Source organism: Streptomyces beijiangensis, from assembly GCF_017315755.1.
Classification (GTDB): domain Bacteria; phylum Actinomycetota; class Actinomycetes; order Streptomycetales; family Streptomycetaceae; genus Streptomyces; species Streptomyces beijiangensis.
Genome location: NZ_JAFLRJ010000204.1, coordinates 1 through 21,561, shown reverse-complemented (window position 1 = coordinate 21,561; position 21,561 = coordinate 1). Strand labels below are relative to the sequence as shown.

Sequence of the window (21,561 nt, the reverse complement as noted above, 5' to 3'; positions counted from 1 at the left end):
CGGGGGCGGAGCCCCCGAAGAGGCGACGGGGTGAAGCTTCCGGCCACGCTCATCCCTGGCCCCCGGACTTCGGCGCCCGCTTCTCCCACCCGTCCGACCACAGGTCGAACTTCGCCTGCTGCTGCGGAAACTCCGCAGCCGCGTCCACATCCAGCTCCACCCCGAGCCCCGGTGCGTCCGAGATCTCGAAGTACCCGTCCACCACCTTCGGCGCCCCCTTCACGACCTTCTTGATCTCCGCGTCGGCGAAGTCGTTGAAGTGCTCCAGGATCTTGAAGTTCGGTGTGGAGAAGCCCACTTGGAGCGAGGCCGCCGTCAGTACCGACCCGCCCACGTTGTGCGGCGCCACCAGTACGTAGTGCGCCTCCGCCGTCGCCGCCAGCTTCCGCGTCTCCCAGATCCCGCCGATGTGCCCGACGTCCGGCTGGATGATGTCCGCGGCCTGCGACTCGAAGAGCTCGCGGAACTCGATGCGGTCGTGGATGCGCTCCCCGGTCGCGACCGGGATGTCCACCTTCGCCGCCACCTTCTCCAGAGCCTTGAGGTTCTCCGGCGGCACCGGCTCCTCCAGCCAGGCCGGCTTGAAGGGCGCCAGGTCGCGTGCGAGCCGTACCGCCGTGGACGGCGAGAACCGCCCGTGCATCTCCAGCATCAGCTCCGCGTCGGGCCCGATCGCATCGCGCACCGCCTCGATCAGCGAGACCGAGTAATTGGTCTGCGCCTGGTCGAGCTCGAAGTGCCCGGTCCCGAACGGGTCGATCTTCAGGGCCCGGTAGCCGCGCTCCATGACCGCGCGTGCCGCCTTGTGGTACGCCTCGGGCGTCCGCTCGGTGGTGTACCAGCCGTTGGCGTACGCCTTGACCTTGTCGGTCACCTTGCCGCCCAGCAGCTGCCAGACCGGCACGCCGAGCGCCTTGCCCTTGATGTCCCAGCAGGCCATCTCGATGACGGCGATACCGGACATGACGATCTCGCCGGCCCGACCGTAGTCGCCGTACTTCATCTTCCGCACCAGGTCCTCGACCGCGAACGGGTCGGATCCCGCGATGTGGTTGGCCGTGGCCTCGTGCAGATACCCGAGCAGCGCGTCCGTGCGCCCGAGCATCCGGGTCTCGCCGACGCCGGTGATGCCCTCGTCGGTGTGGACCTGGACATAGGTCAGGTTGCGCCAGGGCGTCCCGACGACGTGGGTGGTGATTCCCGTAATACGCAAGGCAGTTGCCCCCGGTGGTTGTTCGGTATTTCGTCACACGTTCGAAATGCTGGCGTGAACGTAATCCTGAGGGGTGGCCAGCGTCAATGGTCCTGCGCAGATCGATTTCAGGGGTGTGACGGGGGTGTTGACGGAGGGGCGTGCGGGACGGCATGCTCCCGGCCGACGAAATATCGACAAGTGTCCGAAATCTCGAACCCCGCATATCGAGCTTGAGGAGCACCACAGATGTCCCGTATCAGCCGCCGCACCCTGATCGCCGCAGCGGGCGCAGCCCCGTTCGCGTACGCACTCGGCGGAGCCGTCCCCGCGTCCGCGGCCACCACGGCGGAAGCCGTCGCGCTGCCCGCCCCCGCCGCGCACTGGGCCTTCGACGAGGGCACGGGAACCACCGCAGCCGACGCGTCGGGCAACGGCAACACCCTCACCCTCGGCGGCAAGGCGGTCTGGGGCGCGGCCAAGTCCGGTGCGTACAGCCTCGACACCACCGCCACCGGTTACGCCGAGACCGTGCCTGCCGGACCGGATGGCCCCGCCGTCGACACCTCGGCCGCCTTCTCGGTCGCCGCCTGGGTCCGGCTCGCCCGTACCGACGGCTACCAGACCTTCGTCTCCGCCGACGGCAAGGCGGTCAGCGCCTTCTTCCTCCAGCTCCGCGCGGACACCGGCACCTTCGCCTTCACCCGCCTCCCCGCCGACTCCACCGACGCCAACAACGCGGCGGCCGTCGCGGGCGCGACCTTCGCCCCCGAGGCCGGCACCTGGTACCACCTCCTGGGCGTCGACGACCCGTCCGCCAAGACCGTCAGGCTCTACGTCGACGGCGTACTGGAGGGCGAGGCCGACTACAGCGGCGGCTGGCAGAACCCCACCGGCACCACCGCCGTCGGCCGGGGCTTCTACGGGGGCGCGAAGGTCGACCAGGCGTACGCACTGATCGACGAAGCCTCCCTCTACGCCACCGCCCTCACCGCCGAGCAGGCCGCAGCCCTCGCCGGCGCCGACCCCGCCGACACCGCACCCCTGCTCACCATCGACACGGCGACCGCGGGCCCCACCGTCAGCCCCGACCTCGGCGGCATCTTCTTCGAGGACATCAACCACAGCGGCGAGGGCGGCCTCTACGCCGAACTCGTCAACAACCGCAGCTTCATGGCGGCGGCCACCCCGCTCCACTGGTCCGCGACCGGCTCAGGCGCGATCAGCATCGACAAGTCGACCCCGCTCAACACCGCCCTCACCCAGTCCCTGAAACTCACCGTCACCGCCCCCGGGGACGGCATCTCCAACGAGGGCTTCTGGGGCATCCCGGTCAGACCCCGCACCACCTACCGCGCCTCCCTCTGGGCCAAGGGCACCTACCGCGGCCGCCTCACCGTCGCCCTGACCGGCAAGGACGGGACGGTGTACGCGACCGGCACGACGAAGTCCGTCACCGGCGACTGGACGCAGTACGAACTCAAGCTCCGCACCACCGCCTCCGCCCCCACCACGGCGGACGCCACCCTCACGGTCACCACCTCTTCCTCCGCCTCCGACACTGTCTGGTTCAGCAACGTCTCCCTCTTCCCGCCGACGTACAACAACCGCCCCAACGGCCTGCGCGTGGACCTCGTCGAGAAGCTCGCCGCCCTCGACCCGAAGTTCCTGCGCTTCCCCGGCGGCAACTACCTCGAAGGCAACGTCATCGCCGACCGCTTCGACTGGAAGAAGACGATCGGCGCCGTCGAGGAGCGCCCCGGCCACCAGAACTCCGCCTGGGGCTACTGGTCCACCGACGGCCTCGGTCTCCTCGAATACCTCGAACTCACCGAAGACCTCGGCTGCGCCCCGCTGCTCTGCGTCTTCGCGGGCTACGCGCTGCACGGCGCGTACGTCACCGGCGATGCGCTCAAACCCTTCGTCCAGGACGCCCTGGACGAGATCGAGTACCTGACGGGCTCCACCGCGACGACCTGGGGCGCCAGGCGCGCGGCGGACGGCCACCCCAAGCCCTTCCCGCTCACCTACGTGGAGATCGGCAACGAGGACTGGTTCGACACGTCCGGCTCCTACGAGGAGCGCTACGCCGCCTTCCACGACGCGATCAAGGCCGCCCACCCCCATCTCAAACTGATCGCGACGACCCCCGTCAGCTCCCGCCCGTACGACCTGATCGACGAGCACTACTACCAGTCGCCCTCGGCCTTCCAGCACGGCGCGCACAAGTACGACAACCGCGACCGCACCACCCCCAAGGTCTTCGTCGGCGAATGGGCGTCGCAGGGCGGCCGCCCCACCCCCGACCTCAACTCGGCGCTCGGCGACGCCTCCTGGCTGACGGGTCTGATCCGCAACTCCGACCAGGTGCTGATGGAGTCGTACGCCCCGCTCTTCAGCCACGTCAGCAACAACGTGTGGGCCACGAACCTCATCGCGTACGACGCCCTGACGAGCTACAACTCGCCCAGTTACTACGCCCAGCAGATCCTCCGCACCCACCAGGGCACGGTGGTCGCCCCGACGACGGCCCGCGCGCTGCCCGGACTGAACACGGTCACCACCCGCGACCCGAGGAGCGGGCGCCTGTACGCGGCGGTGGTCAACTTCGGCTCCGTGGCGCGTACGACGTCGGTGGAGATCACCGGCGCCCGGAAGATCAAACCGGCAGGCCGCGCGACGGTGCTCGCAGGCACGGCCCTCACCGACACCAACACCCTCACGGACCCGGAGAAGCTGACCCCGCACACACGCCGGGTCACCGGTCTCGCCGCCGCGTTCACGTACACCTTCCCGCCGTTCTCGGTCACCGTCCTGGAGGTTGACGCCCCTCGATAAGCTCCATCCCATGCGAGATCTTGGGGCGGGCTTCGGCTATCTGATGAAGGGCCAGCGCTGGGTCGGGCGGCACGGACGGCAGTACGGCTTCGGCCTGCTGCCCGGGCTGCTCACCCTGGTGCTGTACGTGGCCGCGCTGGTGGCACTCGTCTTCTGGGCGGATGACGCGATCGCGTGGGCCACGCCCTTCGCCGACGACTGGAGCTCGCCCTGGCCCGGCCTGTTCCGGGGCTTCCTCACGGGTCTCCTCTGGGCCCTGTCGCTGCTCCTCGCGGTGATCTCCTTCACGGCGGTCACCCTCCTCATAGGCGAACCGTTCTACGAGAAGCTCTCCGAGGAGGTCGACCGCAGCGAGTCCCCGGACGGCTCGGCCCCCGAATCGGGCCTCACGCTCTGGCGCGAACTGTGGATCTCGGCCAGGGACAGCCTCCGCATCCTGGCGCGGGCCGCGCTCTGGGGCATCCTGCTCTTCGCGCTGGGCTTCATCCCGGTGATCGGCCAGACGGTGATTCCGGTGCTGGCCGTCTGCGTCACCGGCTACTTCCTCACGCAGGAGCTGACCGCGGTGGCGATGCAGCGCCGCCGCATCGAACTCCGCGACCGCCTCACACTGCTGCGCTCGCGGCGCCTGCTGGCCCTGGGCTTCGGAGCTCCGCTGGCGGCGTCGTTCCTGATCCCGGTCGTGGCGATCTTCCTGATGCCGGGGGCGGTGGCCGGGGCGACGCTGATGACACGAGAACTCCTGGGCGAGAACCCGCCATCGCCTCCGGCATCAGACCCGGAGACGCAGCCCCCGTCGCCCTGGTAAGCGGCCTCCGGCCGCTTGTCCTCAATCGCCGGACGGGCTTGCTGTGCCTTGTCCTCAATCGCCGGACGGGCTTGATTTCCCCGCGCAATACGTGCCCACACCGGGCAAATTTCAGCCCGTCCGGCGATTGAGGACCGGGGTCCGGGGCGGAGCCCCGGTGGGGGCAAGTCCGTGACCCCGTCCATCATCCGGACCGCTCTTGATCCCCGACACGCACCCTCGCCACCATCCCTCGCATGACCGAAGTCATCGCAGTAGCCCTGATCACCGTCCTCGCCGTCATCAGCCCCGGCGCGGACTTCGCCATGGTCGTCCGCAACAGCTACCTCTACGGCCGTACGACCGGACTCCTCGCCGCCGCAGGCGTCGCAGCCGGCGTCCTCGTCCACGTCACGTACACCATGCTCGGCGTCGGACTGCTCATCGCCTCCTCCACCTCCCTCTTCACCGCGCTCAAGCTGGTCGGCGCGGCCTACCTCGTCTACATCGGCATCCGTACCTTCCGCACCCGCGGCGACCTCCAACTCGACCTCGAATCGAAGCCGGAGCTCTCCCCGTTCGGCGCCCTCCGCACCGGGTTCCTCACCAACGCGCTCAACCCGAAGACGACCCTCTTCGTGGTCTCGACCTTCACCCAGGTCGTGGGTCCCGGCACCCCGGTCGTCCAGCAGCTCGGCTACGGCCTGTTCATGTCCGCGGCGCACCTCGGCTGGTTCGGCCTCGTCGCGCTGTTCTTCTCCGATTCGCGGCTGCGCACGGCCATGCTGCGCCGGCAGAAGGCGCTCAACCGGGGCATCGGCTCGGTCCTCGTCGGCCTCGGCGTCACCCTGGGACTGGCACGCTGACGAGCCCCGGGGCCTCCGCCCTCGTCAGACCTTGACGATGCGCACCCGGGGACCGCAGAGCAGGGTGATGTCCTCGGGGTCCGAGGTGAGGACAACAACAGGTCCCGGCTGCCGCAGAGCGGTGGCCGCCAGGATCGCGTCCAGTGCGTACTTATGACCGTGCACTCCAGCAGCCGCGAGAAGCTTGGACGCGTCACGTGAGATGTCCTCGGTGACCGGTGCGATGTCGATGCGGGAGAGCACCCAGTCGAAGCGTGCCTGCGCAATGCCCGGATGACGGGCTTCGACCGGAGTCACCGCGCTGGTGACGACATGGGCACCATGGTGCCGTGCTCGTTGTACGAGAGCGGCGATCCCACGGTCGTCCGCCACGAGCTTGGACAGCCCTTCGCAGTCGAGTACGAGTGTGCCGACTTCCACGGCGGTCATGCGGCGTTCTGGTCCTGCCGTGCATCTCCGGCGAGAAGCGCGTCGGCGAGCGCGAGATCCTTCTCGGTCAGCGGGCCGTTCCTCGCCTCGTGATCCTCGACGATCTGTGACAGGCGGTCCATGGCCAGACGGTGCCGGAGAGCGTCGGTGACGTAGGCCGAGAAGCCGCCAGGGCCGACCTGTTCACGCACGGTCTCGGCGAGATCCTCGGGAATGCTCACCGAGTACTTCCGTGTGGTGTCACTCATACCGAAACGCTACCACCGATGGTGGCATGATGAATCGGCACGGAGGTGATCACGATCGCTCCGGGGCGAGAAGGGTGACGAAGGCGCGGAACGCCGCCGCCATGTCCACCGACTCCGGGTCCAGGAGCCACTGGTACTGCAGCCCGTCCATGATCGCCACCAGTAGCGGCGCCGTCTCCTCCGGGGTCAGTCCGCCGGGCAGTCGGTCGCCGTACTCCTCGCGCAGGGTGTCCGCCATGGAAGCCCGCACCTGTACGTAGCGCCGGGTGAAGAAGGCGCGCGCCGGATGGTCCTCGGTCACGCTCTCGCCGAGCAGCGCGGCAAAGGTCTGCACGATCCCCGGCCGCATCGCGTTGTACTCCACCAGCGAGCCGAGGAGTTCGAGACTCCACGGGCCTGCGGTGCGCCCCGCCGCACCCGGGTCCCACCGGTCCCTCGCCTCCAGTACGGCGACGAGCAGCGCCTCCTTGGTCGGGAAGTAGTGCAGCAGCCCCTGCTGGGTCAGGCCGACGCGTTCCGCGACCGAGCCCAGGCTCGCGCCCCGGTAGCCGCGTTCGGCGATCACCTCCAGGGCGGCGCGGAGGATCTCCGCGCGCCGCGCGTCACTTCTCGATGTCCTGGCACTGTTCACGCGCTGCTCCATTCCCCGCTGCACCGTACGACATCAGTGATTACGAAGAGGTAACGACTTCGACTGCTCTACCGGCAATGGGGTCAGGATAGAGACCCACATCCCACAGCACGCAGCGGAGGTACGGCCGTGTCAGAGACACTCCACCACGAGGCCCGCGAGGCGGTCGTGGAGGCGGCCCTCTCCAAGCTCGACCTGGACACCAAGGCCCGCCTCCTCTCCGGCCAGGACTTCTGGACCCTCCCCGAACTCCCCGGGATCGGGCTCGCGTCCCTGGTGATGTCCGACGGCCCCATCGGCGTCCGCGGCGTCCGATGGACCGCCGACGACCCGTCGATCGCCCTGCCGTCCCCGACCGCGCTCGCCGCCTCCTGGGACCCCGACCTCGCCCGCCGCGCCGGCGTGCTGCTCGCTCAGGAGGCGCGCCGCAAGGGCGTGCACGTCCTGCTCGCGCCGACGGTCAACCTGCACCGATCGCCGCTCGGCGGCCGCCACTTCGAGTGCTATTCCGAGGACCCCTACCTCACCGGCGAGATCGGCACCGGCTACATCCAGGGCGTCCAGTCCGGCGGCGTCGGCACCACGGTCAAGCACTTCGTCGGCAACGACGCCGAGACCGACCGCTTCACCGTCAACAACGTCATCGCCCCGCGCCCCCTGCGCGAGCTCTACCTCGCGCCCTTCGAGGCGATCGTCGCCAACGCCCACCCCTGGGGCATCATGACCGCGTACAACACGGTCAACGGCACGACCATGTCCGAGCACCGGTACCTGGTCAACGAAGTCCTGCGCGGCGAATGGCACTTCGACGGCTTCAACGTCTCGGACTGGACGGCGGCCCGCTCGACGGTCGGCGACATCACGGGCGGCCTCGACGTCGCCATGCCGGGCCCGATCACTCCGTACGGCGAACCGCTCGCCGCCGCCGTGCGCGCCGGCGAGGTGGAGGAGTCGGACGTCGACGCGGCCGTACGCAACGTGCTGCGGCTCGCGGCCCGCGTGGGCATCCTGGACGGCGCCCCGCCGGTGGTCCCCACCGACGCGCTCCCCGCGCCCGTGGACGGCGACGCGCTGGCCCGCGAGGTCGCCCGCCGCTCCTTCACGCTCGTACGCAATGAAGCCGGCGCCCTCCCGCTGGACCCCGCAGGGGTCCGCTCCCTCGCCCTCATCGGCGCGGCGGCCCGCGACGCCCGCATCCTCGGCGGCGGCTCCGCGACGGTCTTCCCCAACCACATCGTCTCGCCGCTCGACGGTCTGACCGCGGCGCTGGGCGAGGGCGTCGTGACGTACGCCATGGGAGCCGACCCCAGCGGTGAACTGGCCGCCGCGGACAAGGGGTTCGTGCTGCACGCGGTGTGCCGTGACGCAGCGGGAGAGGTGATCGGGGAGTCCTCCGTGCCCGGCGGCCGCATCCAGTGGGTCGGCAGCGACCTGCCGGAGGGCGTCACGCACGAGGCGCTGGACTCCATCGAGATCAAGGGCACGTTCACGCCGCGCGAGAGCGGTGAGCACACGTTCGGCACACGGGGTCTGGGCGGCTTCGCCCTCACGGTGGGGGACCACCTCCTCTTCCACGCCAACGAGGTCCCGGCCGATGTGTCCGACCCCTTCGCCGCGGTCTTCGGCGGCCCGGTGGAGCGTGGCCGCGTCACGCTGACGGCGGGGGAACCGGTGTCGATCACCCTCAGCACCACGCTCTACAAGGCGGCGGGCTCACGCCTCCAGGCCGTCGGCTTCTCCCTGATGCACCGCGACCCGCAGCGCGACGCGGACGAGCTGATCGCCGAAGCGGTGGCGGCGGCGCGTGCGGCGGACGTCGCCGTGGTGGTGGTAGCGACGACGGAAGCGGTCGAGTCGGAGGGCCACGACCGCACGGACCTGCGCCTGCCCGGCCGCCAGGACGACCTGGTGCACGCGGTGGCCGCGGCCAACCCGAACACGGTGGTGGTCGTCAACGCGGGCTCCCCGGTGGAGCTTCCGTGGCGCGAGGAGGTGGCGGCGGTGCTGCTGGGCTGGTTCCCCGGCCAGGAGGGCGGGGCCGCGCTGGCGGACGTCCTGCTGGGCGCGGAGGAGCCGGGCGGCCGGCTGCCCACGACGTGGCCTGCGGTGTTCGAGGACGCTCCCGTCACCCAGGTGATCCCGACCGGCGGCGAACTCCCTTACGCGGAGGGCGTGTTCATCGGCTACCGCGCCTGGGACAGGGTCGAGGCGAAGCCCGCGTACGGCTTCGGGCACGGTCTGGGCTACACGACGTGGTCGTACGAATCGGCGGAGGCGACCGAGGCTTCGGTGACGGTGCGGATCCGCAACACGGGTGCGAGGCGGGGCCGTGAGGTGGTGCAGGTGTATCTGGCCCCGGTCGCCGACACGGTGGAACGCCCGGCGCGCTGGCTGGCGGGTTTCGCGAGTGTGGAGGCGGGTGCCGGGGAGTCGGTGGAGACGGAGATCGCGCTGCCGCGCAGGGCGTTCGAGATCTGGGACGTGGCGCGGAACGGCTGGGTGCGGGTGCCGGGGGAGTACGAGGTCCGGGTCTCACACGCACTGGCGGACCCCCGCCTGACGACAACGGTGACCGTCTAGCGGGGGTCCTCAATCGCCGGACGGGCTATTTATAGCCCGTCCGGCGATTGAGGACACGTGGCCGAAGGCCGCGTACGGGGCCCCGCCTATCGCACGGCGAACCCGTACACCGTCTCCGACGAGAACACCTCGCCCACCCGCAGCACCGCACTCGGAAACCCCGCGCGGTTCGGCGAGTCCGGGAACCGCTGAGTCTCCAGCGCCACCCCGGCCCCGGGCCCGTACGGCTTTCCGTCCAGATGATCCGCCGTATAGACCTGCATCCCCGGCTCACTGGTCGTCACGCTCAACACGCGCCCCGACCCCGCCTCGTACAACTCGGCAGCATCGTCCTCGCCACCGTCCAACACGAAGTTGTGGTCCAGCCCCGCCCCCGGCTTCCGCGCCGACCGGAAGTCGAACCGCGTCCCCTCCACCGGCGCCAGCTCCCCGGTCGGGATCAAGTCGTCGTCCACCGGGGTGACATACGACGCGCTCACCCGCAGCTCGTGCCCGCCCGCGTCGGCACCGCTGCCCTCGCCCGCCAGGTTCCAGTACGTGTGATTGGTCAGGCTCACCACGGTCGGCGCGTCCGTCCGCGCCTCGTACGCGATCCGCAGCGACCCGGCCTCGTCGACCAGGTACGTCACCGACACCTCCAGCCGCCCGGGGAAACCTTCCTCCCCGTCAGGGCTGACCCGTGAAAGGCGCACCCCGTATCCGCCCCCGACCGCCTCCGCGTCCCACACGTGCTTGTCGAACCCGCGCTCGCCCCCGTGCAGACAGTTGGGCCCGTTGTTCCGCGCCAGCGCATACGTGCGCCCGTCCAACTCGAAGGCCGCGCCCGCGATCCGGTTCGCGTACCGCCCCACCAGGGCGCCGAAATACGGCCCGGGGCACCGCACATAGCCCTCCACGTCCCCGAAGCCGAGCACCACATTGGCGACCGCCCCGTCCCGGTCGGGCACCTCGACCGACTGGACGATTCCGCCGTACGTCAGCACCCGTACACGCGTGCCGCCGCGCTCCAGGGTCCAGCGGTGCACCGGCGTGCCGTCGTCCAGGCGACCAAAAAGTTCCATGATCGGACCCTACGCGGGCGGCTCCGCGGCCGTGACATTGCGGTACGCGATCTCGGCCAGCCGCCCCTGCCCGTTCTTGCTGGGGTGGAACCAGTCCCAGTGGCTCAACTGGTCGCCGCTGAACCGGTATCCGAAGACCGCCCCGCCGTCGTAGCGGCAGCGCAGATCCTTCGCGCAGACGTCCTTGAGCACCTTGTTGTACGCGACGACCCGGTCCTGCACGCTCGCGCGCCGCAGCTTGGCCCCCGAGTCCATCGCATCCGCGTCACCCAGCATCGAAGCGCAGATCCCCAGCTTCCAGACCTGCTTGCCCAGCGGATTGCCGCGCCCCTCCGACCAGAGCCGCTTGAGGTCGGGCACGCTCGCCACGTACACCTGCGTCTTCGGCAGCGCGCGGCGCAGGTCGTGCATGGCCGTCTCGAACGAGGCGCGGAATTCCGCCACCGTAGTCATGTACGAGACCGAGTCCCTGCAGGCGTCGTTGGAGCCCGCGAGCACGGTGATCAGTTCCGGCTTCTTCGCTGCGGCCTGCGCGACCTGGCCGGGCAGATCGGCCATCCGCGCCCCGGACTGCGCGAAGTTCCAGCTGCCGCGCGCCCCGAGCCGCTCGGCGAGCGAGCGCACGCCGGTGTCCGTCCCCGTGGACCAGGACACCTCCGGGCAGTCGGCGAGCACCGTACAGGCGTCAAAGCCGCGGGTGATGGAGTCGCCGACCGCCGCGACGGAGGCCGGCGAGCGGTCCCACAGGGGGGTGGGTTTCGGTGTCGGACGCGGGGCTGCGGACGTGTGCTTGGCGCCGTCGGCGCTCCCGCTGTCGCAGCCCGCGAGTGCCCCCAGCGGCACAAGAAGGGCCGTCGTCAATGCGACGACGGCTCCTCGGCCACGACGACCCCGGGTGGTCTCCCGAAACCTCTCCCGCATCCTTCGACCCCCTCCGTGTGGTGGTATCGCGCGCCCTGTCGAGTGAATGGCGGGTATTTCCAGGCCCTTGGACCGACAGTACGTCACACCTCGGACGCCGACGCGCGGTAGCTTTTCCCCACCGAACCAGAGGCATCTTCGTTCACATAATGTCCCATTTCAGGCGCGCTGGAGGTCCCGGTGGCGACACGTGGAGTCTTGTACGTACATTCCGCACCACGCGCACTCTGTCCGCACATCGAGTGGGCCGTGGCCGGAATTCTCGGTGTACGCGCCAGTCTCGACTGGGTCAGGCAGCCCGCGTCCCCCGGCACGTGGAGAGCCGAGCTGTCCTGGCAGGGCCAGATCGGCACGGCCTCCAAGATGGCCTCCGCACTGCGCGGCTGGGATCTCCTGCGCTACGAGGTGACCTCCGAGCCCTGCCCCACCGCCGAGGGCGAGCGCTACAGCTCCACCCCCGCGCTGGGCATCTTCCACGCCGTCACCGGCATCCACGGAGATATCCTGATCCCCGAAGACCGGCTGCGCGCAGCGATGGCCCGTGCGGGCCGCGGCGAGTCGGTCCTGGAGAGGGAGGTCGAAGGGTTGCTCGGCAAACCGTGGGACGACGAACTGGAGCCGTTCAGGCATGCGGGCGAGGGCGCGCCCGTCCGCTGGCTCCACCAGGTCGTATGACCTCCGTAGCGGTCCTGGGCACGGGCATCATGGGCGCGGCCATGGCCCGTAACCTCTGCCACGCCCCGGGAATCGACGTCACGGCCTGGAACCGCACCCGCGCCAGGGCCGAACCCCTCGCCGCCGAAGGCGCCCGCATCGCGGCCACACCCGCCGAGGCGGTCTCCGGCGCGGACGTGGTCCTGACGATGCTGTACGACGGCGACGCGGTCCTGGACACGATGCGGCAGGCAGCACCCTCCCTGGCCCCCGGCGCCGTCTGGCTCCAGTCGACGACCGCGGGTGTGGAACTGCTCCCCGCGCTGGCCGAACTGGCTGCCGTACACGGACTGCTCTTCGTGGACGCCCCGGTACTCGGCACGAGGGCACCGGCCGAGAAGGGCCTGCTCACGATCCTGGCCGCAGGTCCCGAGGCGGCGCGTACGGCGCTGGAACCGGTGCTCGCCGCAGTCGGGCAGCGCACGATGTGGATCTCCGACGACGGCACGACGGGCGCGGCCACCCGCCTCAAACTGGTCTGCAACAGCTGGGTGCTGACGCTCACCCAGGGCACGGCGGAGGCACTCGCCCTGGCCAAGGGCCTGGGAGTGGAACCCGAGTCGTTCCTCTCGGCGGTCGCGGGAGGCCCCCTGGACTGCGGCTATCTGCATGCCAAGTCGGAGGCGATCCTCACCGACGACTACACGCCGAGCTTCTCGGTCACCACGGCGGCGAAGGACGCCCGCCTGATCGTGGAGGCGGCGGAATCGCACGGCGTGCGCCTGGACGTGGCTGCGGCGGGCGCGGAGCGCTTCCGCCGGGCGGAGGAACAGGGCCACGGCGACAAGGACATGGCAGCGACGTACTTCGCCAGCTTCAAGACAAGCCCGTCCGGCATATCAAGCCCGTCCGGCGATTGAGGACACGCGGCCGAAGGCCGCGTACGCCGCGGGGAACACCCCCGCTGTCAGAGCCATGGTGTGCAATAGATCGCGTGCCCGCGCTAGACGAACCCCTCAAGAAGACACTCGGCGCCCCCACCGCCAAGGTGATGGCCGAGCATCTCGACCTGCACACGGTTGGCGACCTCCTGCACCACTACCCCCGCCGCTATGCCGAGCGCGGCGAGCTCACCCAGCTCGACGAGCTCCCCCTCGACGAACACGTCACCGTCTTCGCCCAGGTCGCCGACGCCCGCGTCCTGACCTTCAACGGCGGCAGCGGCAGACGCCTGGAGGTCACCATCACCGACGGCAGCGGCCGGCTGCAGCTCGTCTTCTTCGGCAAGGGCGTGCACAAACCGCACAAGGACCTCCTCCCCGGCCGCCGTGCGATGTTCGCGGGCAAGGTGTCCAAGTTCAACCACAAGCTCCAACTGGCCCACCCCACCTATGAACTGCTGGACGCGGAGACCGACGCCGGCTCCGTCGCGGCCTGGGCGAACCAGCTGATCCCGATCTACCCGGCCTGCAAAGGCCTGGAGTCCTGGAAGGTCTCCAAGGCGGTCGACGCGGTGCTCCCCAGCGCCCAGGAGGCCGTCGACCCCCTGCCCGCGGCCCTGCGCGAGGGCCGCGGACTGACCACGCTTCCCGAGGCGCTGCTGAAGGTCCACCGCCCGCAGACCAAGGCGGATGTGGCGGAGGCACGCGACCGCCTCAAGTGGGACGAGGCATTCGTCCTGCAGGTGGCGCTGGCCCGGCGGCGGTACGCCGACGCGCAGCTCCCCGCCGTGGCGAGGAGACCCACCCCCGGCGGACTCCTGGACGCCTTCGACGCCAAGCTGCCCTTCACCCTCACCGACGGCCAGCTGAAGGTCACCAAGGAGATCTTCGACGACCTCGGCACCGAGCACCCGATGCACCGGCTGCTGCAGGGGGAGGTCGGCAGCGGCAAGACGATGGTCGCCCTGCGCGCCATGCTCACGGTCGTGGACGCGGGCGGCCAGGCCGCCATGCTCGCGCCCACCGAGGTCCTCGCCCAGCAGCACCACCGCTCCATCACCGAGATGATGGGCGAGCTCGCCGAGGGCGGCATGCTCGGCGGCTCCGACACGGGCACCAAGGTCGTCCTGCTCACCGGCTCGATGGGCGTGCCCGCCCGGCGGAAGGCGCTGCTCGATCTGGTCACCGGCGAGGCCGGGCTCGTGATCGGCACGCATGCGCTCATCGAGGACAAGGTGCAGTTCCACGACTTGGGCCTGGTCGTCGTCGACGAGCAGCACCGCTTCGGCGTGGAGCAGCGCGACGCCCTGCGCGGCAAGGGCAAGCAGCCACCGCATCTGCTGGTCATGACCGCGACGCCCATTCCCCGTACGGTCGCGATGACCGTCTTCGGGGACCTGGAGACCTCGGTCCTCGACCAGCTCCCGGCCGGCCGCTCGCCGATCGCCACGCATGTCGTACCGGCCAAGGACAAGCCCCATTTCCTGGCGCGCGCGTGGGAGCGCGTACGCGAAGAGGCCGAGAACGGGCACCAGGCGTACGTGGTGTGCCCGCGCATCGGGGACGGCGACGACGAGCCCAAAAAGAAGCAGAAGGCCGCAGAGGAAGACCCCGAGAAGCGGCCGCCGCTGGCCGTCGTCGAGATCGCCGACCAGCTCACCAAGGGGCCGCTCAGCGGGCTGCGGGTCGAGATCCTGCACGGACGGATGCAGCCCGACGACAAGGACGACGTGATGCGGCGCTTCGCCGCCGGTGATGTGGATGTCCTCGTCGCGACCACCGTCATCGAGGTCGGCGTCAATGTGCCCAACGCCACCGCGATGGTGATCATGGACGCGGACCGGTTCGGGGTCTCGCAGCTGCACCAGCTCCGCGGCCGGGTGGGCCGGGGATCGGCGCCCGGGCTCTGTCTGCTGGTCAGCGAGGCGCACGAGGCCAGTCCCGCCCGGGCCAGGCTGAGCGCCGTCGCCGCGACGCTGGACGGCTTCGAGCTCTCCCGTATCGACCTCGAACAGCGCCGCGAGGGTGACGTCCTGGGCCAGGCCCAGTCCGGGGTCCGCTCCTCGCTGCGGATGCTCGCCGTCATCGAGGACGAGGAGGTCATCGCGGCCGCCCGCGAGGAGGCCGTGGCGGTCGTGTCCGCCGATCCGGACCTGGAGCACCTGCCGGAGCTGCGGATCGCCCTGGACGCCCTGCTGGACCAGGAGCGCGAGCAGTACCTCGACAAGGGCTGAGAGACTGGGGCACAGCACCTCCCTGGCACCATGCAGCCCACCCGAAGGACTCAGATGACCCGCGTGATCGCCGGTACGGCCGGCGGGCGCCTGCTCGCCGTTCCGCCGGGCAACGGCACCCGTCCCACCTCCGACCGTGCGCGCGAGGGCCTTTTCTCCACCTGGGAGTCGCTCCTCGGCACGCTGGACGGCGTTCGTATCGCCGATCTGTACGCGGGCTCCGGGGCCGTCGGCCTGGAGGCGCTCTCGCGCGGAGCCGTCCATGCCCTCCTCGTGGAGGCCGATGCGCGCGCCGCCGCCACTGTCCGTGCCAATGTGCTCACGCTGGGGCTCCCCGGCGCGGAAGTCCGTACCGGCAAAGCGGAACAGATCGTGACGGGTCCGGCCCCCGAGCACCCGTACGACGTGGTCTTCCTCGACCCTCCGTACGCGGTCGGGGACGACGATCTTCGGGAGATCCTCCTCACACTCCGTGCGCAGGGCTGGCTCAGCGAGGACGCCGTCGCCACCGTGGAACGCAGCACCAGAGGCGGAGAGTTCAAGTGGCCCAAGGGTTTTGAGCCTTTGCGGGCCCGTCGTTACGGCGAGGGCACGCTTTGGTACGGTCGCGCCGCCGTTACGTGCGAAGACGCACGATGACCGGACCGGAGAGCGAGGGATTTCAGTTGCGCCGCGCCGTCTGTCCGGGGTCGTTCGACCCCATCACCAATGGACATCTCGACATCATTGCCCGCGCCTCCAAGTTGTACGACGTCGTACACGTGGCCGTGATGATCAACCAGTCGAAGCAGGGCCTGTTCACGGTCGAAGAGCGGATCGAACTGATCCGTCAGGTGACCGCCGACTTCGGGAACGTCGAGGTCGAGTCCTTCCACGGACTGCTCGTCGACTTCTGCAAGCAGCGCGACATCCCGGCCATCGTGAAGGGTCTGCGCGCGGTCAGCGACTTCGACTACGAGCTGCAGATGGCCCAGATGAACAACGGTCTCTCGGGCGTCGAGACGCTGTTCGTCCCGACCAACCCCACCTACAGCTTCCTCTCGTCCAGCCTGGTCAAGGAGGTCGCGACCTGGGGCGGAGACGTCTCGCACCTGCTGCCGCCGCTGGTCCACGAGGCGCTGACCCAGCGGCTCGGCGAGAAGTGAATCCCTGACGGACCGTCACCAGGTGTCGGGCGGCAGCCGACTGGCCGTACAGTCGTCCCCGTCCGACACCAAACCGGCGTAGAGAGTGGCAGGCACACGGTGGACGTGCAGAAGAAGCTCGACGACATCGTCGAATCGGTCGTGGGCGCCCGGTCCATGCCCATGTCGGCTTCGTGCGTGGTCAACCGCGCCGAGCTGCTCGCCCTGCTCGAAGAGGTGAGGGAGGCCCTGCCGGGCTCCCTGGCCCAGGCGCAGGAGCTGATCGGCGGCCGTGAGCAGATGGTCGAGCACGCCCGTCAGGAGGCCGAGCGGATCATCGAGTCCGCGCACGCCCACCGCGGCTCGCTGATCTCCGACACCGAGGTGGCCCGCCAGTCGCAGGACGAGGCGGACCGCATCCTCACCGAGGCCCGCCGCGAGGCCGAGGAGATCCGTGCGGAGGCCGACGACTACGTCGACTCCAAGCTGGCCAACTTCGAGGTCGTCCTCACGAAGACCATCGGCTCCGTCGACCGCGGCCGCGAGAAGCTGCTCGGCAGGGGCCCCGGTCTCGACGCGCAGGGTTACGCCGACGAGGACGCCCCGGAGTACAGCCCGGACCCCGCGACGCTCATCGAGCGCGCCGACAGCTACGTCGACACCAAGCTGGGCGCCTTCGAGGCGGTGCTCAGCAAGACTCTCGACGCGGTGGGACGGGGCCGGCAGAAGCTGCACGGCCGTGTCGCCACCGACGACCTCGGCGAGCACATGGCGGCCCAGGACGGCATGGACCCGCAGCAGCGCGGCAGCGACGCGGACTTCCTGGCGGACCTGGCGGAGCCGCAGCAGGTCCAGCAGGTCCAGCAGGTCGCGGTCCCGCAGGTCCCGGAGCAGCAGGCCTACGACCCGTACGCGTACCAGCAGCAGCCCCAGCAGCAGGACCCGTACGCGTACCAGCAGCCTCAGCCTCAGCAGCCCCAGGACCAGTACGCGGCGTACCAGCAGGACCCGTATGCCTACCAGCAGCAGGGCTACGACCAGAACGGCTACCCGCTCCAGCCTCAGCAGCCCCAGCAGCAGCCCCTCCCGCAGCAGCAGAGCGCCCTCGACGAGACCAGTCTCTTCGACACGAGCATGATCAACCTCGACCAGCTGCGGCAGTACGAGCAGGGGCGCTAGGGGCCGATTGGGTCTATGGCGACCGGACCGGTATCCTGGCTCTTCGGTCGCCTGTAGGTCCGCGATCTCGGCTGCCCGCTTCGCATCTGCGGCACGGCGGCCCGCACCCCCAGAGATTTTCGAAAGCAGGAGAAGCCCTGAATACGCGCCTCGACCACCGCAACCCTCTTGTGTTCGACACACATGAGCTGGGGCGGCGTCCCGGTGCCCTCAAGCGGCTCTCCCGCACGGCCGAGGCCCCCCGGGACCTCGGCGTCGAAGGGGTCATCGGAGTGCCGGAAGGCGCACCGATGGAAATCAGGCTCCGCCTCGAGTCGGTCATGGAAGGGGTGCTTGTCACAGGCACCGCCCGTGCATCGGCCAAGGGGGAGTGCGTAAGGTGTCTGGAGCCGCTCGAGCAGGAGCTCAAAGCGGATTTCCAGGAGATGTTCTCGTACCCTGACGCCGATGACCGGATCCGCAGCAAGACCGCGGAGCCGGCCGACGACGCCGAGGACGAGGAAATCACCCCCCTCGAGGACGGCTTGTTCGACCTCGAACCCGTGCTGCGTGACGCGGTGGTGCTCGCACTGCCGCTGCAGCCGGTCTGCCGGGAGGACTGTGCCGGTCTGTGTTCCGATTGTGGAATCAGGCTGGACGACGAACCCGGTCACCACCATGACGTCCCCGACATTCGTTGGGCGGCGTTGCAGGGACTCGTCGGGACCGGCCAGGTCGGCGAGAAGGACAACGTGAACGACGCTGAAACTGGCGTCGACGAGAAGCAGGAGAAGTAGCCGTGGCTGTTCCGAAGCGGAAGATGTCGCGCAGCAACACGCGCCACCGCCGGTCGCAGTGGAAGGCTGCGGTCCCCACTCTGGTTTCGTGCGAGCGCTGCCAGGAGCCGAAGCTGCAGCACATCGCGTGCCCCAGCTGTGGCACGTACAACAAGCGCCAGGTCCTCGAGGTCTGAGCGGCTGGTGAGAGGCACCATGTCTGAGTCACACAAGACGGACAATGCCTCGTCCCACACGCTTCTGGAAGGGCGGCTCGGGTATCAACTCGAGTCCGCCCTTCTGGTGCGTGCGCTGACGCACCGTTCGTACGCATACGAGAACGGCGGCCTGCCCACCAATGAGCGTCTGGAGTTCCTCGGGGACTCCGTGCTCGGCCTGGTGGTCACAGACACGCTGTACCGCACCCACCCCGATCTCCCGGAAGGCCAGCTGGCCAAACTCCGGGCCGCGGTGGTCAACTCGCGTGCGCTCGCAGAGGTGAGTCGCGGGCTAGAACTCGGTCTCTTCATCCGGCTCGGCCGGGGCGAAGAAGGCACGGGCGGCCGGGACAAGGCTTCCATCCTCGCCGACACCCTTGAAGCGGTGATCGGCGCGGTCTATCTGGATCAGGGCCTCGACACGGCCTCGGAGCTGGTTCACCGGCTCTTCGACCCACTGATCGAGAAGTCCTCCAACCTCGGTGCGGGCCTGGACTGGAAAACCAGTCTCCAGGAGCTCACCGCGAGCGAAGGCCTCGGAGTTCCGGAGTACCTGGTCACCGAGACAGGCCCGGACCACGAGAAAACCTTTACTGCTGCTGCCCGCGTCGGTGGTGTCTCGTACGGCACCGGCACCGGCCGCAGCAAGAAGGAAGCGGAGCAGCAGGCGGCAGAATCCGCCTGGCGCGAGATCAGTGCTGACGCTGAGAAGCGTGCCGCGGAGGCCAAGGCCGCCGCGGAGGCACCGGTGGTGCCCGTAGCGGCAGAAGAGGTCGCCGACGCCTCTTCGGCCGAGACGACCGACCCGGCCACCACGGCCTGACGCCGGTTCTTTCCCCGCCCGCCCCCTCTCCGGGGCGGGCGGTTTCCGTACCCGAGGGGATCGCCATGCCTGAGCTGCCCGAGGTCGAAGTCGTCCGGCGCGGACTCGAGCGCTGGGTGGCCGGCCGGACCGTCGCCGGAGTGGAGGTGCTGCACCCTCGTGCGGTACGCCGCCATCTCGCCGGTGGCGAGGACTTCGCGGACGCCCTCAAGGGGCATCGCTTCGGGGTGGCCCGGCGCAGGGGCAAGTACCTCTGGCTGCCGCTCGACGACACCGACGCGTCCGTCCTGGGGCATCTGGGGATGAGCGGCCAACTGCTCGTACAGCCCCAAGAGGCCCTGGACGAGAAGCACTTGCGTATCCGCGTCCGCTTCACTGATTCCGATAGCGGCTCCGCCGCGGGCGCGCTCGGTACCGAGCTGCGCTTCGTCGACCAGCGCACCTTCGGCGGCCTCTCGCTCCACCCGAACACCCCCGAAGGACTGCCGGACGTCATCGCGCACATCGCCCGCGACCCGCTGGACGAGGCCTTCGACGACGAGGCCTTCCATACGGCGCTGCGGCTGCGGCGTACGACGATCAAGCGGGCCCTGCTCGACCAGTCCCTCATCAGCGGCGTCGGCAACATCTACGCCGACGAGGCGCTGTGGCGCTCACGCGTGCACTACGAGCGCCCCACGGCGGGCTTCACCCGGCCCAGGACCGCCGAGCTGCTCGGCCATGTGCGGGACGTCATGAACGCCGCGCTCGCCGTCGGCGGCACCAGTTTCGACAGCCTCTACGTCAATGTGAACGGGGAGTCGGGGTACTTCGACCGGTCGCTGGACGCGTACGGGCGCGAGGGCGAGCCGTGCAAGCGCTGCGGCACCCCCATTCGCAGGCGCCCCTGGATGAACCGCTCCAGCTACTTCTGCCCGCGCTGTCAGAGGCTGCCGCGCGCCGCTTCGTAACGCGTCCGCGCCTGGAGGACCTCGTCCATCCGGCCCTCCACGAGGCGGATGAGCCCGAGGAGCCGTTCGGCGATCTCCCTGCCCATCGGGGTCAGTTCATAGTCCACACGCGGAGGGTTGGTGGGCTGCGCCTCGCGGTGGACCAGACCGTCGCGCTCCAGGGCCTGCAGCGTCTGGGAGAGCATCTTCTCGCTGACGCCGTCGACGCGCCGCCGCAGCTCGTTGAAGCGCAGCGACCCGTCCAGGAGCGCGCCGAGCGTCAGACCGCCCCAGCGCCCCGTGACGTGTTCCAGCGTCGAGCGCGAGGGGCACGACTTCGCGAATACGTCGAAAGCGAGATCCTCGTCCATATATCCACTGTACTGCGCGCAGCGCTAACGGGAAGTTAGCGCTGACAGGCTTCAGAAGCCGAAGTCCTGGGTCCACCACGGGCCGCCGGAGCCGAAGTGGACCCCGACGCCCAGCGTCTTGTAGTCGCAGTTGAGTATGTTCGCCCGGTGGCCGGGGCTGTTCATCCAGGCGTCCATCACCGCTGCCGCGTCGGCCTGGCCGCGGGCGATGTTCTCGCCGCCCAGGCCGCTCACACCCGCCGCGTCCGCACGGTCCCAGGGGGACTTTCCGTCCGGGTCGGTGTGGTCGAAGAAATTGCGCGCGGCCATGTCCTCGCTGAAGGACGTGGCCAGTGAGGCCAGCGGGCTGTTCGCCGTCACCGGCTTGCAGCCGGCCGTCTCCCTCTCCTTGTTGACCAGCGCGATGACCGCTGTCTGTGCCGCGGATTCCCTGCTGGCGGGGACTGCGGTCCTGGCCACGGTCTGCTTGGGGGAGGGTGTGGTGCTCGGAGTGGTGCTCTTCGTCCCGGTGGCCGGGGCGCTCGACGGTTTCGCGGGGGGCGTGGTGGTCTTCGACGCGACGGGGGAGGGGGTCGTCGACGGCGCGTGGGCGCGGGTGGCCCCCGAGCTCGGCGAGGCCGATGCGGTGGACGACGGGGTCGCCGACTCGCCTCCCTGGGTCTGCAGGTCGGGCACACCGTCCGCGCGGACGCGTTCGCCCGTCGGACTGCCGCCGCCCACCGTGTAGGCGTTGCCGCCGCCGGGCAGGAGACCCGAGGCCATGGCCACGGCGCCTACGGC

Annotated in this window: 22 protein-coding genes; 14 read left to right on the top strand and 8 right to left on the bottom strand. The window is 69.7% G+C overall.

What is annotated here, in order from left to right; translation table 11 throughout:
• Nucleotides 1-49: 49 nt before the first annotated feature.
• A complete protein-coding gene (locus tag J0695_RS21760; RefSeq protein ID WP_206963799.1) occupies nucleotides 50-1,213 on the bottom strand; it encodes a mandelate racemase/muconate lactonizing enzyme family protein in 1,164 nt (387 codons plus the stop codon).
• Between the two features lie 228 nt (nucleotides 1,214-1,441).
• Between J0695_RS21760 and J0695_RS21755 the strand changes: the two genes are divergently transcribed.
• The 3 genes from J0695_RS21755 (at nucleotide 1,442) to J0695_RS21745 (ending at nucleotide 5,683) form a co-directional block, all read left to right on the top strand.
• Nucleotides 1,442-4,030, top strand: coding sequence for an alpha-L-arabinofuranosidase family protein (locus tag J0695_RS21755; protein ID WP_206963798.1), 2,589 nt, complete (start codon nucleotides 1,442-1,444; stop codon nucleotides 4,028-4,030).
• 10 nt (nucleotides 4,031-4,040) lie between these two features.
• On the top strand, nucleotides 4,041-4,838 hold the full coding sequence (locus J0695_RS21750) for an EI24 domain-containing protein (protein ID WP_206963797.1): 798 nt from the start codon (nucleotides 4,041-4,043) through the stop codon (nucleotides 4,836-4,838).
• Between the two features lie 236 nt (nucleotides 4,839-5,074).
• On the top strand, nucleotides 5,075-5,683 hold the full coding sequence (locus J0695_RS21745) for a LysE family translocator (protein WP_206963796.1): 609 nt from the start codon (nucleotides 5,075-5,077) through the stop codon (nucleotides 5,681-5,683).
• A 24-nt stretch (nucleotides 5,684-5,707) separates the two neighbouring features.
• Here J0695_RS21745 and J0695_RS21740 read toward each other — a convergent pair whose 3' ends face one another.
• From J0695_RS21740 to J0695_RS21730, 3 genes are read right to left on the bottom strand one after another with little or no spacing between them, the layout of a single operon-like run.
• Nucleotides 5,708-6,112 (bottom strand): PIN domain-containing protein, encoded by a 405-nt coding sequence (locus tag J0695_RS21740; protein ID WP_206963795.1) that lies wholly within the window; start codon nucleotides 6,110-6,112, stop codon nucleotides 5,708-5,710.
• Nucleotides 6,109-6,360, bottom strand: coding sequence for a ribbon-helix-helix domain-containing protein (locus J0695_RS21735; protein ID WP_206963794.1), 252 nt, complete (start codon nucleotides 6,358-6,360; stop codon nucleotides 6,109-6,111). Before J0695_RS21735 ends, J0695_RS21740 begins: the two co-directional genes overlap by 4 nt.
• A gap of 49 nt (nucleotides 6,361-6,409) precedes the next feature.
• Nucleotides 6,410-6,991, bottom strand: a complete 582-nt coding sequence (locus tag J0695_RS21730) for a TetR/AcrR family transcriptional regulator (RefSeq protein WP_307798713.1) — start codon at nucleotides 6,989-6,991, stop codon at nucleotides 6,410-6,412.
• 129 nt (nucleotides 6,992-7,120) lie between these two features.
• On the opposite strand from J0695_RS21730, the gene J0695_RS21725 reads away from it, so the two are divergent.
• Entirely contained in the window at nucleotides 7,121-9,571 is a 2,451-nt protein-coding gene (locus J0695_RS21725; protein ID WP_206963792.1) for a glycoside hydrolase family 3 protein, read from the top strand.
• Nucleotides 9,572-9,657: 86 nt separating this feature from the next.
• Here the strand turns inward: J0695_RS21725 and J0695_RS21720 are convergent, their stop codons facing one another.
• Complete coding sequence (locus J0695_RS21720; RefSeq protein WP_206963802.1) at nucleotides 9,658-10,635, bottom strand: aldose epimerase family protein; 978 nt, start codon at nucleotides 10,633-10,635, stop codon at nucleotides 9,658-9,660.
• A 6-nt stretch (nucleotides 10,636-10,641) separates the two neighbouring features.
• Nucleotides 10,642-11,553, bottom strand: coding sequence for a GDSL-type esterase/lipase family protein (locus J0695_RS21715; protein WP_206963791.1), 912 nt, complete (start codon nucleotides 11,551-11,553; stop codon nucleotides 10,642-10,644).
• Between the two features lie 180 nt (nucleotides 11,554-11,733).
• Between J0695_RS21715 and J0695_RS21710 the strand changes: the two genes are divergently transcribed.
• The 10 genes from J0695_RS21710 (at nucleotide 11,734) to mutM (ending at nucleotide 20,431) form a co-directional block, all read left to right on the top strand.
• On the top strand, nucleotides 11,734-12,228 hold the full coding sequence (locus J0695_RS21710) for a DUF3145 domain-containing protein (protein WP_206963790.1): 495 nt from the start codon (nucleotides 11,734-11,736) through the stop codon (nucleotides 12,226-12,228).
• Nucleotides 12,225-13,127, top strand: coding sequence for an NAD(P)-dependent oxidoreductase (locus tag J0695_RS21705; protein ID WP_206963789.1), 903 nt, complete (start codon nucleotides 12,225-12,227; stop codon nucleotides 13,125-13,127). Before J0695_RS21710 ends, J0695_RS21705 begins: the two co-directional genes overlap by 4 nt.
• Before the next feature lie 74 nt (nucleotides 13,128-13,201).
• Nucleotides 13,202-15,382, top strand: a complete 2,181-nt coding sequence (gene recG, locus J0695_RS21700) for an ATP-dependent DNA helicase RecG (RefSeq protein ID WP_206963788.1) — start codon at nucleotides 13,202-13,204, stop codon at nucleotides 15,380-15,382.
• 54 nt (nucleotides 15,383-15,436) lie between these two features.
• Nucleotides 15,437-16,021: a 16S rRNA (guanine(966)-N(2))-methyltransferase RsmD gene (gene rsmD / locus J0695_RS21695; protein WP_206963787.1), complete on the top strand. Its 585-nt coding sequence runs from the start codon at nucleotides 15,437-15,439 to the stop codon at nucleotides 16,019-16,021.
• Between the two features lie 26 nt (nucleotides 16,022-16,047).
• The gene (gene coaD, locus J0695_RS21690; RefSeq protein WP_206963801.1) at nucleotides 16,048-16,527 is read left to right on the top strand and encodes a pantetheine-phosphate adenylyltransferase; all 480 of its coding nucleotides are present in this window, start codon (nucleotides 16,048-16,050) and stop codon (nucleotides 16,525-16,527) included.
• Between the two features lie 99 nt (nucleotides 16,528-16,626).
• On the top strand, nucleotides 16,627-17,685 hold the full coding sequence (locus tag J0695_RS21685) for an ATP synthase subunit B family protein (RefSeq protein WP_206963786.1): 1,059 nt from the start codon (nucleotides 16,627-16,629) through the stop codon (nucleotides 17,683-17,685).
• A 137-nt stretch (nucleotides 17,686-17,822) separates the two neighbouring features.
• Nucleotides 17,823-18,461: a YceD family protein gene (locus tag J0695_RS21680; protein WP_206963800.1), complete on the top strand. Its 639-nt coding sequence runs from the start codon at nucleotides 17,823-17,825 to the stop codon at nucleotides 18,459-18,461.
• Nucleotides 18,462-18,463: 2 nt separating this feature from the next.
• Nucleotides 18,464-18,637, top strand: a complete 174-nt coding sequence (gene rpmF, locus J0695_RS21675) for a 50S ribosomal protein L32 (RefSeq protein ID WP_003965982.1) — start codon at nucleotides 18,464-18,466, stop codon at nucleotides 18,635-18,637.
• 19 nt (nucleotides 18,638-18,656) lie between these two features.
• A complete protein-coding gene (gene rnc / locus J0695_RS21670; protein WP_206963785.1) occupies nucleotides 18,657-19,481 on the top strand; it encodes a ribonuclease III in 825 nt (274 codons plus the stop codon).
• Nucleotides 19,482-19,546: 65 nt separating this feature from the next.
• Nucleotides 19,547-20,431: a bifunctional DNA-formamidopyrimidine glycosylase/DNA-(apurinic or apyrimidinic site) lyase gene (mutM, locus tag J0695_RS21665; protein WP_206963784.1), complete on the top strand. Its 885-nt coding sequence runs from the start codon at nucleotides 19,547-19,549 to the stop codon at nucleotides 20,429-20,431.
• Here the strand turns inward: mutM and J0695_RS21660 are convergent.
• Together J0695_RS21660 and J0695_RS21655 are read right to left on the bottom strand one after the other, a co-directional pair.
• Nucleotides 20,404-20,781 carry a winged helix-turn-helix transcriptional regulator gene (locus J0695_RS21660; RefSeq protein ID WP_206963783.1) on the bottom strand — a complete coding sequence of 126 codons (378 nt, stop codon included), beginning with the start codon at nucleotides 20,779-20,781 and terminating at the stop codon, nucleotides 20,404-20,406. The two genes, mutM and J0695_RS21660, sit on opposite strands and share 28 nt — an antisense overlap.
• A 51-nt stretch (nucleotides 20,782-20,832) precedes the next feature.
• The coding region (locus J0695_RS21655) for a CAP domain-containing protein (RefSeq protein WP_206963782.1) at nucleotides 20,833-21,561 on the bottom strand (729 nt) is incomplete at its 5' end.

Excerpts from the sequence above, each read along its gene's own strand:
- J0695_RS21735 (WP_206963794.1), bottom strand. The coding sequence starts at position 6,360 with ATGAGTGACACCACACGGAAGTACTCGGTGAGCATTCCCGAGGATCTC.
- J0695_RS21745 (WP_206963796.1), top strand. The coding sequence starts at position 5,075 with ATGACCGAAGTCATCGCAGTAGCCCTGATCACCGTCCTCGCCGTCATC.
- J0695_RS21740 (WP_206963795.1), bottom strand. The coding sequence starts at position 6,112 with ATGACCGCCGTGGAAGTCGGCACACTCGTACTCGACTGCGAAGGGCTG.
- rsmD (WP_206963787.1), top strand. The coding sequence starts at position 15,437 with ATGACCCGCGTGATCGCCGGTACGGCCGGCGGGCGCCTGCTCGCCGTT.
- J0695_RS21755 (WP_206963798.1), top strand. The coding sequence starts at position 1,442 with ATGTCCCGTATCAGCCGCCGCACCCTGATCGCCGCAGCGGGCGCAGCC.
- mutM (WP_206963784.1), top strand. The coding sequence starts at position 19,547 with ATGCCTGAGCTGCCCGAGGTCGAAGTCGTCCGGCGCGGACTCGAGCGC.
- J0695_RS21660 (WP_206963783.1), bottom strand. The coding sequence starts at position 20,781 with ATGGACGAGGATCTCGCTTTCGACGTATTCGCGAAGTCGTGCCCCTCG.
- J0695_RS21705 (WP_206963789.1), top strand. The coding sequence starts at position 12,225 with ATGACCTCCGTAGCGGTCCTGGGCACGGGCATCATGGGCGCGGCCATG.
- J0695_RS21750 (WP_206963797.1), top strand. The coding sequence starts at position 4,041 with ATGCGAGATCTTGGGGCGGGCTTCGGCTATCTGATGAAGGGCCAGCGC.
- rnc (WP_206963785.1), top strand. The coding sequence starts at position 18,657 with ATGTCTGAGTCACACAAGACGGACAATGCCTCGTCCCACACGCTTCTG.
- J0695_RS21715 (WP_206963791.1), bottom strand. The coding sequence starts at position 11,553 with ATGCGGGAGAGGTTTCGGGAGACCACCCGGGGTCGTCGTGGCCGAGGA.